This window comes from Bdellovibrio sp. HCB-110 (assembly GCF_047323225.1).
Lineage (GTDB): Bacteria > Bdellovibrionota > Bdellovibrionia > Bdellovibrionales > Bdellovibrionaceae > Bdellovibrio.
This window is the reverse complement of the sequence record NZ_CP178750.1, coordinates 2,398,824-2,414,926: the sequence shown is the minus strand read 5'-3', so window position 1 is coordinate 2,414,926 and position 16,103 is coordinate 2,398,824. Positions and strand designations below refer to the sequence as shown.

15 protein-coding genes are annotated in these 16,103 nt (G+C 43.1%); 12 read left to right on the top strand and 3 right to left on the bottom strand.

The features are described 5' to 3' along the window. Positions 1–183 precede the first annotated feature (183 nt). On the top strand, positions 184–801 hold the full coding sequence (locus tag ACL934_RS11675; RefSeq protein ID WP_374073632.1) for a hypothetical protein: 618 nt from the start codon (positions 184–186) through the stop codon (positions 799–801). 188 nt (positions 802–989) lie between these two features. Next, a complete protein-coding gene (locus tag ACL934_RS11670) occupies positions 990–1,505 on the top strand; it encodes a hypothetical protein (RefSeq protein WP_374073630.1) in 516 nt (171 codons plus the stop codon). An 81-nt stretch (positions 1,506–1,586) separates the two neighbouring features. Here ACL934_RS11670 and ACL934_RS11665 read toward each other — a convergent pair whose 3' ends face one another. The 3 genes from ACL934_RS11665 to ACL934_RS11655 all read right to left on the bottom strand — a co-directional run bounded on the left by ACL934_RS11665 (position 1,587) and on the right by ACL934_RS11655 (position 2,897). After that, positions 1,587–1,928, bottom strand: coding sequence for a hypothetical protein (locus tag ACL934_RS11665; RefSeq protein WP_374073628.1), 342 nt, complete (start codon positions 1,926–1,928; stop codon positions 1,587–1,589). A gap of 50 nt (positions 1,929–1,978) precedes the next feature. Then, positions 1,979–2,278 carry a KH domain-containing protein gene (locus tag ACL934_RS11660; protein WP_374073626.1) on the bottom strand — a complete coding sequence of 100 codons (300 nt, stop codon included), beginning with the start codon at positions 2,276–2,278 and terminating at the stop codon, positions 1,979–1,981. Between the two features lie 232 nt (positions 2,279–2,510). Next, positions 2,511–2,897 carry a KH domain-containing protein gene (locus tag ACL934_RS11655; RefSeq protein ID WP_374073624.1) on the bottom strand — a complete coding sequence of 129 codons (387 nt, stop codon included), beginning with the start codon at positions 2,895–2,897 and terminating at the stop codon, positions 2,511–2,513. A 160-nt stretch (positions 2,898–3,057) separates the two neighbouring features. On the opposite strand from ACL934_RS11655, the gene ACL934_RS11650 reads away from it, so the two are divergent. From ACL934_RS11650 to ACL934_RS11605, 10 genes are all read left to right on the top strand, one after another. After that, positions 3,058–4,374 (top strand): hypothetical protein, encoded by a 1,317-nt coding sequence (locus tag ACL934_RS11650; RefSeq protein ID WP_374073622.1) that lies wholly within the window; start codon positions 3,058–3,060, stop codon positions 4,372–4,374. A 17-nt stretch (positions 4,375–4,391) separates the two neighbouring features. After that, entirely contained in the window at positions 4,392–7,259 is a 2,868-nt protein-coding gene (locus ACL934_RS11645) for a hypothetical protein (protein ID WP_374073620.1), read from the top strand. Positions 7,260–7,261: 2 nt separating this feature from the next. After that, positions 7,262–8,269, top strand: a complete 1,008-nt coding sequence (locus tag ACL934_RS11640; RefSeq protein WP_374073618.1) for a type II secretion system protein J — start codon at positions 7,262–7,264, stop codon at positions 8,267–8,269. Between the two features lie 161 nt (positions 8,270–8,430). Further along, positions 8,431–8,811 (top strand): hypothetical protein, encoded by a 381-nt coding sequence (locus ACL934_RS11635; protein ID WP_374073616.1) that lies wholly within the window; start codon positions 8,431–8,433, stop codon positions 8,809–8,811. A gap of 226 nt (positions 8,812–9,037) precedes the next feature. Then, complete coding sequence (locus ACL934_RS11630) at positions 9,038–9,454, top strand: hypothetical protein (RefSeq protein ID WP_374073614.1); 417 nt, start codon at positions 9,038–9,040, stop codon at positions 9,452–9,454. A gap of 81 nt (positions 9,455–9,535) precedes the next feature. Continuing rightward, positions 9,536–11,716: a Tad domain-containing protein gene (locus ACL934_RS11625; protein ID WP_374073612.1), complete on the top strand. Its 2,181-nt coding sequence runs from the start codon at positions 9,536–9,538 to the stop codon at positions 11,714–11,716. A gap of 192 nt (positions 11,717–11,908) precedes the next feature. Continuing rightward, on the top strand, positions 11,909–12,430 hold the full coding sequence (locus tag ACL934_RS11620) for a hypothetical protein (RefSeq protein ID WP_374073610.1): 522 nt from the start codon (positions 11,909–11,911) through the stop codon (positions 12,428–12,430). 242 nt (positions 12,431–12,672) lie between these two features. Next, entirely contained in the window at positions 12,673–12,978 is a 306-nt protein-coding gene (locus tag ACL934_RS11615) for a helix-turn-helix transcriptional regulator (protein ID WP_374073608.1), read from the top strand. Beyond that, on the top strand, positions 12,962–14,251 hold the full coding sequence (locus ACL934_RS11610; RefSeq protein ID WP_374073607.1) for a type II toxin-antitoxin system HipA family toxin: 1,290 nt from the start codon (positions 12,962–12,964) through the stop codon (positions 14,249–14,251). The genes ACL934_RS11615 and ACL934_RS11610 overlap by 17 nt, the downstream gene beginning before the upstream one ends. A 302-nt stretch (positions 14,252–14,553) precedes the next feature. After that, positions 14,554–16,092: a reprolysin-like metallopeptidase gene (locus ACL934_RS11605; RefSeq protein WP_374073605.1), complete on the top strand. Its 1,539-nt coding sequence runs from the start codon at positions 14,554–14,556 to the stop codon at positions 16,090–16,092. Positions 16,093–16,103: the final 11 nt, after the last annotated feature.

The window sequence follows — 16,103 nt, the reverse complement described above, 5'->3', positions numbered from 1 at the left end:
TAGAACAATTATCAAAAGCCAGCAAAGTGATTCTGTTTTCCGATAGATACCGTTTTAGTTTCTCGAAAGATGATTAAAGTCTTCATTTTTGATAAACCTACGGATCAAATAAATCAAACTTCATGCGGCCCTTTTTTTGCTTTCACTAAAAAACACTGGGTGAAAAAATAAGAGGGGGAAATAATGAACAAATTTTATTGCAAGACATTGGTTATTTTAAGTTTGCTGATGAGCTCGATCGCGGTAGCAGGCAACGGAGCACCTTCAGGAGCACACTATAATTTAAATATCATCGGAGTTCCTAAAGGTAAATCGGCAGACATGTCAAACAATGACGGTCATCGCATTTTTATGCCTCTTTTTGGAACAGCAAAAATTCTTCTTCAAGAAGGTTCTGAATTTCAAGTGATGGATGCAAATGGGACAGATGGTACGGCGAAGTTTCAGTTACCTAATCCAGATCCAGACAACGATGGCATTACGACTTATTCTGTGTTTGTCAGAGCATTAGGAAAACCGGGTGGTGAGGCTCGAGTGTCGACATGCGCTACCGACCCATTATCAGGTGAGGAAGTGTGCAGTACTTTAAGCACGGTCGCAGTTCGTGAATCAGGCAAATCTTCATTCACGAACGTCACGAAACAGCTTTTATATATTTATGCAGATCTCGATGGGGACGGAGTCGAGGAACGCTATCCTCTGTTCGACGATCGCCTTCAAGACTATTTTTGGAGCTATGACAACAAAGGCCTTAAAGTTTTACAGATGAGGTTTTATGAAATGATGACGAACGTGAATTAAAACGAAATACAGTTTCCTTCAATCTCTTAGAGGAAAGAGCATATCTTTCCTCTATTTCATTTCGTCCCGCCAATCCAGGATGTTGCTCTGTGATTTGTAAGCAATAATTTATCAATTTGAGCATCTCCTGCATAATCTCTGTTTACCGAAAAGAGAGTGTCGATATAGACGAAGGAGAGGAATAACATATGAAACGTATTTTTAACTCAATAGCGGTAAGCGGTTCTTTGGTGGCATCAATGTTAATGACAGCTTGTGCTCATCAAGAGATTCAACCAAAATTTACAGCAGGATTTGAGCAAGAACGAAATCTGGCGAGTGCCGAAACAAAAGGCTGCAATCCTCCGGCAGGATATTTAGTAGGTTCTAGAGTTCACTACAAATACACACAATACAATAATCAAGAGATGGTAGGCACTGTCGCGTGGCTTGGGTGCGACGGGACGATGAAAGTTTATTGGGATACGGGCCTGTCACAAATTGGTTATGATATTTTGAATCCACAAAAGACAGTTGTTGGAAAAATCTGCAAGAGTGCCAGTCAGAATCAAAAGTGTGCTGAAGTCATGAAGGATCCCCGTACTGCACACATTGAATCCGGAGCTGTGGAGTTTTTTGATGATGGTTTTGCGTATCTGAAAATTCAAGGTGCTGGTATTAAAGCTAACAGCGATGGAAGTCGCTATGCTCCCACTTTTGAATAGATAATAGTTACGAAATGTCTTATTTCAAAGCCATTTCAAGCGTGAATTGGCTTTGAATTATTCAAGATCTAGTCTCTCGCTTCACTTAGAAATTCGACTAACGAAAGATTTTTTAAGCAAACCCTTAAATTCTTGATCATCTATTGTATCCCTAAATTTGCCGTCAATACGCCGAATGCCTACTATTTTTAGAAAGACGGGAAAATACTTTCCCTCGATATTGACCAAAGAAATATTTCGAGAGTTCGAGATGTCGTTGCAATTGCAATCAGTGATCATTTGAAATCCATTTACAGAGATCTTGTAAATCTGTCCAAGAATAACTCCCTGATCGAACTCGATCGCCGCTTCCAATCTGACAGGTTGAGCTAGGTCATTCTTTTTTAAGATATTAAAAAGACGAGCAAGAAAATTGGAGTCCACAATAGCCTCTCAATGTTTATTTATAGATCGGATGTAAATTAAAGACACCGTCAAACGACCAAATCAATGACCGCACGGAACCCATGGTTGGCGGCCATGGCGCAGACCAATGTTCTTAACGAAAGGATGTTTTTTCCTTTAACGCCGATGATTCTTCCGCGATGTTCTGGGGGAGCCTCAAGTTTGTAAACGGTGGTTTTTTCGCCTTTATAATAGCTTACCTTTATGGATCCATCAGAGGACGCCGTTTCACCAATAACAAGGGCAATAATCGCTGCGATCTTCTTTCTGATTTCGTCTTTATCTTCCTCAACATATAAAGAATCTAAAACGGCATTTGAATTTCTCATGACAGTCTCCTTTTCTGATATTTCCTCCTCGGGAGGAGTTTGTTGCGTCTTGAGAGAAACGCAACGAAACTTCATATTCTATTCGAGACTTTAATTTTTGATAGATGCCGAAATTCAACGCGCCTTCGTGCTAAGGGCTTGTTGCTTTCTTTCCTCAAAGCAACATGTGGTGAGTGCTCTTGGCCAAATTTTTAATCCGCAGGAAAGAAACTCTGCGGATTTTCTTTTATGTCTATTTTCCATGATTTTTATTTAGAAAATAACTTTCCTCATTCGCGATTTGAACTACGGCGCGAATTCCCTGATTTGCAGCCATGGCTGTAACCAAAGTTCTCAATGAACCTATAGTCTTTCCTCCGCTCCCAAGGATACGTCCAAAATCTGTTTGAATCGTATTAATAACGAATAAAGTTGTGCGCTCGCCAATTTGTATTTCAGCTTCAGTTTTTTCCGGTTGAGATACTAATTTCTTAAGTGCGAAGTTAATTATTTCAAGAATTTGTTTTCGTGCAAGATCCTGTGTCTGAGGATCTCGAACGGGTGTCAATGGCTCCGTGGGAAGTGAATCTGAATCTGCTTTTAAAACGCGCTTGATAACAACGGGAAATTTCGTACTCATAATCTTCTCCTGTTTTGAGAATGAGTGAGAGAAGTATTTTTTTGTAGTTTTAAATATAAATAGCGTTGCCACTAATAACACGATAGCAACGGATTCTTTTATTCATCTCTTTTCATCAAAGACCCTTATGCCGATATGTAAGGTTGCCGAAGGGGGAGTTATGGTTTCCGAGTTACTAAAACCCGTCAGGGGAGTTCTTGGATCAAGGGGAGTGGGAGTCCTTCCATTAGTAACGGGCATCTCAGTTGCGTCAGTGATAGTCGTAGCGATGGTGTCTCAGATGGGTTTGGACATCTTTAAAAGATCTAGTTACGCCTATACGGAATGGGAAACGAATCTGGGAAATCAGAAAGCCTTGGGACTTGGTGGGTATCTAGTCGCCCATAACTTGATCCTCTGCCGCGAGGACGGTTGGCGTGATCTAGATTCTGAGGTGAAGTGCCGCTGGGGAGGCGGGTACCATAGTCCTCGTATTGAGCAGAGTAAATACAATATCAGTGACGTTGACTATGAAGACGGCTCTCTGGTTTTATCCATTCTGAATTCAGAACCAGACAAAAGAAGCTACACGACCAAACTGAAGGTGAATCTTGTGGATTGGTCAAAACAATCCTCTTTCCGTTCCATGGTCGGAGAAATTCCAGTTTGGAATGCTCTCGCAGATGACGACAGGTTTATGGTTGTCATGACGGCTTCTACGGATTTCTTTGTATCTGACCAGCAAAAGAAAACAGTTTCAAAAAGTGGCGCCCTTCGCCGGCCGATAGGCACCCCTAATGTTCAGATTCTTTCGAATACTGGAAAAGAGTCCTGCATTTTCGAGTGTGAAGCGGGAAATGTTCATTCAAAGAATCCCGAGTGTCGCGGACCTTTGGGAGTTCCAGAGTCGGGAGGTAACGCTATGATTGGCGTACGCATCTCGAACTTAGGGCCCGGGGCAATCTATAAGCTCAAGTACGAAAGAACAACGACTTATGATCAGACGACATACCCTGGTCGTACTCCTGATGTTGTTCTTGTCGACGTTATGGGACAGCAAGAAGTATTTATGCCAGGTGAAAAACTGGATTCAGAAATTGAAAGAAAGTGTTACAATCCGATTCGAACATTTCAAACTCAAACAACGTCACAAGTCGCTACTGGAACCCAGGCAACGACGACAACATCGACTTCCGTGACGGTTGCAAGTAGTTTTCGACCGTTATCTTCAGAGAAGTTTGATATCAGTGTATCGCGCTTTGACCCCAATCAGGCTCTCGATCCGAATTTTAATAAAACATACAACCCCTACGATGCGGGAACCTATAAACCCAATACGAGTCTTTCTGTTATTGAACCAAGAAGAATCGGAACAGAATTACCGGAAATTGAAGTCAGCTCGCCTCAAGAGTCGATCACGCAAACAACAACCACCGTGGTTGTGAGACCGCGTGAGCGTGTAGAGGCCATAAGTACCGATGGCGATGGCGATAACTAATTTACAACGGGGAATCTATGAATTTTAAATCACCAAAAGGTTTTTCAGTTGTTGAGGGAATTATTGCGGCGGGAGTAGTGGCTCTCTCTGTCTTGGCTGTGGGAACTATCGTTGGACAGCATTCGCGCTTAACGAAGAGTGCACAGGCCAAGCAAGAAATGCCCGGTATCAGCACGGATGTCCTTAACAGAACTCGCAGCCTGTTGTTGGACACGCAAGATACAGCGACACAATTAAAGACGAAAGGCCTATGTGCGCTTCTGGAGCCTCGAGAGATAAAGCCAGGAATTATTCCTGTTGAGCTCGTCGTGGATCGCGTGGCGGATGCGTACACGCAAGAAAAATGGGCGACGGTTTTTGCACCGGAGTGGAAGCTCGAAGCGTTTTCAGTGACAGGCAGTGGAGGTATTCAGTTTTCTTTAGCTGCTGTCGAAGGTAAGAACGTTCTGCTTTCTTCTAGAGCTATAGACTCCCAAAGTCTACGTGTTTACATGAATGCGAGTATTCGCACTTTGGATCCGGGAGCGGAGGATGTTTTATTCTCAGAAATTTCCTCGAATACGAAGCGGATTGACGCCAAAAAAGTGGTATTCATGCTAGAGGCGGTTACAAAATATGACAAAATTCTAGAGAACGGGGTTAGACAAGAAGTAAAAACAGATTCGAAGGATCTTGTTTCAATCTTGGACGTGGGATCTTGTGATATCAAAGACGCCTCGGGAAAGGCGTTGATTTTGTCTCCTGCGGGGACTGGTATCGGAGATCCTTCCGGAAGAACGATTTTTAATAATACGGAATTTAAAGATATCGGTGTTGCGGCATTTGAAATCACAATGTCGGCCATGGAAGTGGTTCAAGGTAAGTACATTAATGGTCGCCTTTCCGCAGACAGGACAAAAAACGTGGTTTCAGCATGTACCGAAACTCGTTATCGTTGTCCCAAAACCAAGGAAGAACGAAGTTATCGATCCTTTATCAATTTAATCGCCGATGTAAATTATCATGCCCGCAATATGTATGGGTACCGTGAAAGAGCGCGTGTCATTCCGAAGCTCGAGTTCGCTGATGCGAATGGAAATGACTATCTATCTCGCTATAATGCCTCTGTGAACTACACGGTGTCTGCCTCCGTCAACTATCGCCAGCATTCGGATCAACTTTATTATCCTGTCAACTCGGGAGGTGGACTTGATTTGACAGCCCCCATGAGTTTTGGTGAAGGCAACAACCGTATATTAGCTTCCGTGAATAATGCAGAACCTTTATGTCGTCAGGTGTGTTCGGTCACTAAACCAACGACGCTTAAGCCTGAGTTAAAAATGAGTACGCCCGATTTATTAAACACGGATGGTAAACCGGTATCTGAAGTGGGTTCTGCATCAATGCCGTTGCATTGTACGATGTGCTTTATGAAGAGTTGTACAAGAATGGGGTTGGAGACGTTTGGTCCGGTGACGGAGATGCCACCAGAGCCATTAGATGCTCAGATCCCAGAGTGTGCGGCTCAGGACGATATGGAGGCGAAAAAAATTCTTCCTTTTGCGGAGCAAAATATAAATACGTCTATCGCTTCAAGTTGTATTTCAGCCAAAGTTGTTGACGGTAAATTGGTTTACAGAACCCGCGATTGCAATGACTCACTTCCGGTCATGTGTTTTGCTTTCGGGGAATACACCTTGGCAACTCCTCTAGGGGTGAGCACTCCTCGAGTTGAAAAATACAGTATGGCTTCTCGGGCTTGCCGAGATTTGGGGCGAGAATCTCACGCCACAGAAACTCTTCGTCTGGGGATTTTGCAGCAAGGTGGATCTATCGCCAACATTGACAAGATTCCCTCGTCAAATGGGCGTTATGCCTTCTTGAATTTGTCGAAGGCAGGATCTTTTATAGCTCCTCAATCTGAAGAAGAAAAGCTCCGCGCTGTCGTCGATTTACAAAAAGAGTTTGGCACTGCGCAAGTTCAAAGTGAATTTTGGGTCGCCCTAAAAATGGAAATGGGTGGAGTCGTCGCAGATATTCCCGTGGCATCAACAAGTAATAATGCGGATGAGCAACATCTGGTCTATTACAGTCCAGCCGGAGTTCAAACGCATGATATGGTCACTACAACTCCGTACTCTTTTGTTGAACCTCCAACAGGCGCAAGTGATACAGCTTTTGTTTTGTTTAATCATGTGAAATTCAGAGGAGTCGTGCCGGTTTCTCGGCAGCAGGAAACGGCTTTTGAATTCTTATGCCAGAAAAAAACGGACAAATCCTTTTTCGTCACGGCAGGAAAAGCAAACCGAAGCTTCGATGTTGGGGGCAGCGCCTGCGAATCTCAAGGCGGTCTTTTCGCAGCTCCGCATTCACCTACGGCGTGGTTGCAGGCACTTCTTAAAGTGCAAGCTCACGGAAATTATGCTCCCTTTCCAGAGTTGACGGCAAATCCCCCGAACCGTGTCTGGGTAGCTCTTGAAGGAGCGTTAAGTCCTGCCTTGCAAGGGGAGTTTAAAAAATTGAGTTATCGCAAGACAACGGGAGAAGAGTTAAGCGCTTCGCTTGTCGATCGTGATGGATCTTTTATCGAGCAAAGAAAAATACAAATGCAAGTCGAAGTAAAGTCATCTGTGGAAGAGTCAACACCCACAGGAACATCTACGAATACAACAACGAAGACTGAGCCTGTCTATGAATGGGTGGCTAACCCTGACGTTAAGATTAAAGTGGCCTGCTATAGTGGAAAGCGAAAAAACATTGTTGTAAACAGTCAGAGCAGTGGTTGCGCCTCGGATGAAATCAGATTGAAAGAAAGTGATTTGAAAAAAAGTATCATTTCTTTGATTTGGGTTCTTGAAAAAGAAAACTTTGATCTAGGTCCTCTGGATTTTATTAAGGTTGATTAATAATGAAGATGGTTCGCGGAGTTGGCGGTTTCACTCTAATTGAAGTCATGATCGTGAGTTTTGTCATGGCTCTTGTTATTATGGCGTCCAGTGAGGCCACACTCTATTTTATTAAGCAGTTAAAGCGAACTGAAAGGGCTCAAGAGGCGTTAGGGGAGGTTCAAGAGCTGGATATGTATGTTCGAAGATCTTCTAAGAATCTCAATCGTAGTCGTTTAAATATGCCGACAACTTTTTACCAGAGTCCGTCGACGGGTTTGCAAAGTTTAGGTGTAAATTCAAATACGCCAGCGTCCTCACTGACAATCAGTCGCATTCAATGGATGGATTCAGGAGCGTCTAATCCTCTCTATTCTCAGGCAATGGCAGCCTTTCCTCAGGCCACATATGATGTTGTGCTGGATTCATTTACCCTCGAAGAACACTCTCTCGTCACTATAAACGGGGGGCTTGAGAAAAGGACAAAGCGACTTTTAGTTTCTCGCTGTGATAAGTTAGACAAAATATTCAATCTTCGGGATGTAGTTGGTGCGCCCGGGGTGACGGCATTTTATGTTTTAGGAGCGATGAATCGACGGCCATTTTTATCTTATCGAAACAACGGGCAAGCACAGTTGAACTGTTGTCCGCCAGAGAATCCCCAATGTTCCGATGGCGGCATTCAGTTTAATTTTTTCAGATCCTATGTGATCACTTTGAACGAGAATCAAAGTGTATCGGGAGTTGAAGAGTTTCCCAAAGCGCGTGATGATAACCCCGTCGTGGGCGGTGGTTTCGGATTGTATTTTATGAGCGCGGACGGTGCTAGCGTGAGCATTCAGACTTTTTCCATGATCAATAGTTGCAATCTCAAAGCGGGTTTTTCCTCTGAAATATGTCAGAGCCGTGTGAACCTTAGCACTCTCTTATCTTTTTCCAATCAGTATCCCGGTTTAATCAAGGTTGATACCAAGGGGTTATCTACAAGTGTGAGTAACGATATTTTAAAAACCGGTGTGATCTCTTTGTAGCCGCAAGTTGTTGCGCTGAGATTCATACGCAACGCTTGCGAATTTAAATTTGATTTTGTATTCCGGCACCCCTTAGTTTTTTTCATGGCATTTACTTTATCTGAAAAATAGATTCCCTCCCACGGGTCACAGACCCACAACTATTTTATCCGGGAGGATTTATGAAGAAGTTATTGATGTCAGCGATGATGATTGTTTCATTAGTTGGAAGCACAGCTTTCGCTTTTGAAGGTGTTCTTCATCAAAATAAAAAAGGAAATTTTGAAATTGTCCCGCTTCATCAGAACTGCGACGACGTAGGACCTCAACCCACAACGGACCACGTCGCTTGCCCCGTTCAAAATGAGGGCTGTCCACCATGGACGGAACCTGTGGCAAAGTATTGCTGGGGTGGTTGGGGTACAGGATTTTATCGCTGCGGATTCGCGTGCCATAAAGTTGCAGACGGCGGCAAAGATGATCGCGGTGGTCATCACGGTGGCCGTGGCGGACATCATGGTGGTCACGGCGGCAACCACGATGGAGGAGGACGCGGAAACTAATTTTTAACTTCGAGTTGGCAGCGAGAAGTAGCGGTCATTGCAAAATGGCTTCTCGTTGCTGCTCACTTAGTAATTCGACTGACAAAACACTATCGACGTCCTTTCATATTTCATGTTGCTCTTCATCCTTAATGGCAACGGAAAGCAACGACCCAGAGCGCGAACACGGTAAACTATTCTTCATTTGATAAGTCTTCATTGTTACCTTGAAAAAAGGGAGGTCATAATGACTAAATATGTAATTGCAATGTTACTTGTTGGGGCAATGGTTTCAATCAGTGAAGCAAAATCTAAAACTCAAGGTTCTATAAGAAAACCAGCATCTCTACCAGTTGGCAATGTTCAGGTTGGTGGAAACGAAGAAGAAGATGCCTGTGGTTCTTCTGGAATTGCGTTGGCGTCGACAACGTTGGTTCAACGCTCTAAATCTGGTGATGTGCAATTTAATACGGTTCCAGTAAACGCGATGGTATACATGTGCGATTACAGCGGTTCCGAAGACAGTGCTTGGATCGGCGTCGTCTATGGAAAGAAGAATCAAGATTGCGGAGTTTCTAGTCCTATCAAAGACCGCCAGGACTATAAAGGTCCTTGCAAAAGCGGTTGGATTAAAAAGTCCTTTATTGAACTCGTTGCAGGATAGTTTTTTATCTTCAAAGAAAGACCTCGTTATTACGGGGTCTTTTCATCTCTCGAACAAATCAAATGTTAGTTTTTATTTTACATGTCTATACATCTCGTTCGTAAAAGCAAAAGTGGCCAAGTTACTATTTTTGTCGCTCTCATTTTCCAAATTTTATTTTTATTTTTTGCGATAGTCATCAATGTAGGACTTCTTGTTCATCATAAGGTCAATCTGCAAAACTCTGTTGACCTGGCTGCCTATTATGGAGCGATGAAGCAAGCTCAGACGATGAATGCGATTGCTCATACCAACTATCAAATCAGGCAAAGTTGGAAATTATTGACGTGGCGATATCGTATTTTAGGGTCGGCAGGGGATTTTAAAGAGCACCCTTTCAACAAAGAGACGGGACGGCTTCAGAATGGGGATGAGGACGGAATCAATCCATCCCAGCTTGATTTTTACGAAGCTCCTTCTTTTTGTATTACCTATATTCCTTTCCGTGAAATGCCTCGGGGAGAAAACACATGTAAAGATTTACGGGAGTTGAGTGGGATCAAGGTCTTCGAAGTTCCGCGAGTTTTCATTGATCTTCCTAATTTCAGTCATTCGGTTCGAAATATTTCAGAACAGCTTCGTGCAAAAGTCTTTGAACGATGTAAAATTTTTGGTGCGTTCAATTATTTGGCGCTTGGACGTTTTGTCGCTTCTTTCAACATTGATCAAGGACAGCGCATGCTTTTAATTTCCCAGCTCTCTTATGCGATAAGTCCTGAAGATCCAACAAGTGATTTTTACGATATCGAGGGTCAAAGCGTGCATCAAGGTATTGAAGCTACATTGAAGAATAATTTGACGAATCCTAATAGAGATTCCGTGACTTTTGAGGTGTATAATTCTCTTGGTCACAACAACTGTAACAAATCTTCGGTGGCGTCCGGCGCTCCGGCAAAATGGTTGCGTCCTATAAAAATAGCGCCCGGATTCGTCTATGTGGATACACTTTGTGAGCCTGGTACGAATCGAATTCAACCCGTCTCTAAGGAACTCAGCAAAGACATTCATGGATGGCCTAATTACAGTAAAAGTCCGGATGGTTATTATCATAACGACATAAAAGAAATGTCTCCGTGGATTAAAATGGCCGAACCACCTATAGATCATCCTTTTAATTTTTCCCTTGGCGTCGAGAAGAGTCCTTGGTGTATGGCCTACGTTGGCGTTTCCGCTCAGTCGAAGCCGGAAATTCCATTTTCTCCAATGGGAAGAATCACTTTAAAGGCACGGGCGTTTTACAAACCCTTCGGCGGCAGAATCGGCCCATGGTATTATGATAAATGGCCCTCGCGTGATGTGCCCGGAGTTGGCTCAGGTCCTGGAAATAAACTAGATCCAAATCTTCCTCCGCGAGTTACGGATCCAAGCAATATAGGTGAACCGAAGGATCCAACGAGAGTGGCGAATTACAGCCGGTTTCTTGGAGATCAATGGGGTTTGAAGAGTCGTAGGGTATTGTTCCAATACGGGAGAGCTATTTATTCTTTAGACTCCCAATGGGCTTCTAAAATTAATTTGCCGAAAGTCGAAGATGATTCTGGAGATCTGTCAGATGATGCTCCAAGGTATAGTCACTGGGATCATCTGCCTTATAAGTTTTTTGAAAAGGGCGGCAGTCAAGACATAATGGCTTGGGACCTAAAGAACGATCAACCTTCCCGCATGAGGGAATTAGAAACGGCGGCTATTCTTCCTGACACATTTGACTTTGCTTACTACTCAATCGAACCGGATTTTTATCACAACTACTACGTTCGAATTCGTGATGGCTTTTTGAAAACCATCGGATCGGATTATTATTCAAAGGGCCGGGAGTTTTTGGGAGATCTAGGAACACACAAAGGTGCCAAGGTGAACGGAATAAATTACGACGAATTCAGCGTTAAAGATCAATACACGGTCGTTGGGCGCAGTGTCCATTTAAACCAGTTTTTGGAAAAAGATAAACTGACATATATGTCATTGAAATGGGAGCATGCTCTCACCGGCTGGGCTCCAACAAGTTTAATGAACTATGAGCTATCGAACGGAAAGTTCGGAAAGTGCGCGAAGTATCCTTTCGCTAACGCAGCGACTTCGGGCAACTGTGTGGTGGGAGGATCGACAGGATATTCTGTAAAAATGGTGTCTTCAGATTTTCTTCGCGGTGAAATTCCAAATATTGGCGGCATGGGAGTTCATGGACAAATTCTGAACCCGCCTCCGCCAGAGGAGGAATTTTGATCTTTCAATCTTGTTGCTGAAAATTCTTAAAGCAACGATGTAAATACATTAATTAATATTATGCAATTTGCGCTCTTTTGATGTAACCAGAGTCGGCGCTGACTCTTGGTTTATATCTGAGGAATTTTTTTTTGGCATTTCGGTTGCAAAAAGAGACAGGTGTTCAATTATTCAAAAAAATGGAGAATAAACATGAAAACAGTTTTAGCTTTTGTGACTTTAACGTTTTTGGCGCAAGTATCTCACGCGAATGGTTTGCCTGAAAAACTTGTCGGATCCTATCGTATTGAACCAAGTCAATGTCAGACCAATTATGACGATAAATACAATAAGAATATCGGGGTTCTTTCGATTTCATACGCCGAAGTCAATCACCTTGATATCACACTTTCAAACGAGGGCGTGCGCGATCTTTTAGTTGTGCGTGATAGTGGGACTGAAAAATCTTTGCCGCTCTCTGGAGATAGCGACGAATTGAAATACTACGCGAAAGCTAAATACGCTGTCTCAGAAAGCTCTTTCGACTTTCACGCGAAGGGAAAAGAATTTTCGACATGTTCTGTGGAATCTAACATTGGGTTGAATTATCCATGTATTAAGAGATGGGATGATCGTATTGCTCTCTCTGTTGATTCCGCGGGCGATTTACTTATCCGTTGGTCTATTGATGGTCAGAAGAATGGATTTTGTAATTTAAAAAGAGTTCGATATTAAGGTGGAACTGGTTTCCGGAAATCAAGCCAAGAAAATGATGAAGCTTTTTTGAGGGCCCCAGTTGTCAAATGTGAACTCCCGAACTCTATTTCCCTCAAATACTGATATTTTGTCGTGTTTAGATGACATTTTAGATATATGTCCAGTATTTAAATAAAAATGTCGTCTAAACAAGACATTTCTTGGCTCTCACGCTCAAAACGTCTATAATGTCACGTATAGACGACAAAATAGGGCGTAAGATGGCTAAAATCGTTTTAAAAGCAAAAAAACCTTCAAAACCAATTTCTGGTGACGTCGTAAGGATGCCTGCTTCCACGGCAAAGGATGTCATTCAAATTCTAAAAAAACACCGTAAAGAGCTGAGCATTTCGCAAGAAGAAGTTGCTCGTCTCGTTAATTTAAACAGACAAAGCGTCAGTAATATTGAACGATTTGAAGCAGATCCACAGCTTTCTAATGTTATGGAGATGTTGAGAGTTTGCGGAATAAAAATGGTGCTTGAGTTCACAGCCAAAGAAACGAAAAACGATGGCTCCGAAGAATAAGAATAAGCAGCTTTATGTGTTCTATAGGGAGCAGTTGGTAGGAACTCTTTTTCAAACTGAGGAAGAACTTCTCCAGTTTTCTTACGACTCTACGTGGGTGGATTCAATCCATAGTTTTCCGTTAGCGCCGACCTTACCTCTTCAAAAAAACACAACGTATGGCAATGTTGTTACCAGAGCCTACTTTGAAAACCTTTTGCCGGAAGGCACTGCGAAAGATCGCATAAATGCCATTCACCGTGATATCGCCAAGGACGCTTTTCGTTTTCTTGAAAAATTTGGTGAAGACTGCGCGGGGGCATTCATCATCACCTCGGATGCAAGTTATCCAAAGGGCGTCGAGCCTGATGAAGTTGAAGAGGTCCACTTTTCGGAGTTAGACTCGATCATTGATAAAGAACAAGATCTTGGGTCATTCATTCATAAGAAGCATCATGGGCGGTTTTCTTTAGCGGGGGCCCAAGATAAGATTGCAATTATTTATCATGACGGAAAACTTTATATTCCGACGAAAGGTGGCGCCACCACCCATATTCTTAAACCGATAATTAAAAGATTTAATCATGGCCTTTCGACTGTTCTGAATGAACATTTTTGTATGACTCTTGCCAAAAAAGCGGGGCTCAATGTTGCCCAGTCAGACATTGTTCAGAGTAAATATCCTTACTACATCGTTGATCGCTATGATCGTCATATCAATGACCAAGGGTTTGCAGAAAGGCTTCATCAATTTGATTTTTGTCAGGGACAGGGGTACTCCTCAGGAAAAAAGTATGAGGATGACGGAGGTCCCACGCTCGAACAAAATTTTAGCTTTATAAAAGGGACAAGTGCTCTTCCTGCCAAGGACCTTGACGCTTATGCGGATTGGCTTGTCTTTAATATTATTATTGGTAACAACGACTCCCATTCAAAAAATATTTCGTTTCTTTATCGCGATGGAGAATTGCGGCTCGCGCCTTTCTATGACTTGTTGTCGACGGCGGTGTATAGAAAGATCACCGGAAGATTTGCTTTTGGCTTTGGAAAAAACGGGCAGAAGCAATACTTCTGGTACAAGCTTCAGGATTTTCACTTAGAAAATACTTCGAAGAAGCTGAGCGTTCATCGAAGTTACTTCTCAAAAAAAATGCTTACCATGTGTGATAAAATTGATGACTGTCTTATCCAGACCCAAAGAGAAATCGAACAAAAACACAGTTATCGTCTTACAAGAATGACCAAACTGATTCACAGACGAATAGCACTAATGCGCTCAAGATTGGGTTCATAGTTTTGTCGATTATTTATTAAGAGAACAGCCCCTCAATGTATTTTAGGACCTGCATTGTTCTATACTACAATATTCACTTATTGACCTGCTTAAAAACCTAGGCAACGTCTTCATTTTTGTGGTCAGTGTCCAAATTATAGTCGTGAACAAAAGTTCTTTTAAGATATCGCGAAGATGCTCTGTTGCTCTCTAAAAAATTGACTGAAGTGTATGTGGTTCGAGATTTCCAGATCGAATAAGAGCCCGCTGATCTGGAACCTGTCTTGCTTTAGTAACTATGTATAAAAAAGGGACGGGGAAGTATGAAGAAGATCGTGTATTTTTCCATTGCGACTTTATTTCATTCGGGGATCGTTTTTGCGCAGAAACAACCTGAAAGTTTTGTCGGTTCTGTGACAGTTGTGCATAAGGAATCCTTCACCAAGGCGCGCTCGGAGACTACCTATGAATTTCGTGGTGAAAGAAAAGGACGTTCTCCTAAAAAATATCAATTGAAGATGAAGGGAAAGATCCCTGAAAACTTAATGACCGGAACCCAAGTTCAAATAGAAGGCGCGGTTGATGGCAGTATCTTGAATGCTTCTTCTCTGAAATTTCTTTTGTCGGACTCGAGCCTTTCTTCCACTTCGGAACCCGTGGCTGTCGGGGTGGGAATGCAGAATACAATTGTGGTGTTATTGAACTTTCAAAACTCTCCGCAAGTATGTACGAAAACCCAAGTAGACAGTCTGATGTTCACAGGTAAATCTTCCGTGAATAAATTCTATCAAGAAAACTCCTATGGAAAGGTCGGCTTTAAAGGAGTGGTCACAGAGCCGGTGACGATTGAAGCTCCGTCGATAGGAAATTGTGATTTAAGCAGTATCTCTTCTCGAGGTGACGCGGCCGCAGGTCAGGCTGGTTATGATCTAAGTTCTTTTCAGCGTCGTGTTTACGTTCTTCCTCCGAACTCTTTAAATTGTTCATGGACAGGAGCTGCGTATATTGGAGGAAATCGTTCGTTTATTAATAGTGATGGTTGCAACAACTCGATGGTTTACGCCCACGAGCTGGGTCACAATCTAGGGATGGATCATGCTTCGTCGGTGTCGGGGGAGTATGGTGATCACTCGGATGTGATGGCGAATCCGTCAACGCCGTTTCACTATAATTCGTTTCACAAAATCGCGATGGGTTGGATTCCTTCGTCAAGAATATCCGTCATGAGTGGTCTTCCCGGCAGTGTCGGAGATTACAAAGTCGCTCACATAGAACAAGACATCAGTGACATCCAGACCGTGAAGATTCCAATTGCCGGGACGGTTGACTCTTTTTTTATCTCTTATCGCCGTGGTCTTGGTTTTGATTCCGTCTTAAGTGCACAGTTTCTGGACAGTGTGAGTATTCATAAAGCGGGGTTGGGTACGAAATCGATCCTTTTAGGAACAGTGAAAGTCGGCGGAACTTGGTTTGACTCCAGTGGAGCTTTGAAAGTTCAAATGCTGTCCCGTGATTCCACCTACGCAAGTATTCGCGTGGAAGTCGCTTCTCCCGATGTGAGCGCTCCCTCTGTGCCGACGAATTTGCAGGCCTCAATGAAAACAATGACCTACGGCAAGGGACGACGTGCCGTCACGACAACGGCGGTTCATTTGTCCTGGACCGCATCGATGGATGACCGAGGTGTGCAACGCTATATCATTGAACGCAACGGCGAGGTGTACACAATCGTGCCTGCTACGAATGCCACATTTGACGACTCCTATGTGCAGCGCGGAGCCACCTATACCTATAGAATTCAAGCCGTGGACACCGCTGGAAATATTTCGGAGCACAGTCTGCCCTTGGTGATCACACCGTAATACGTTCGACT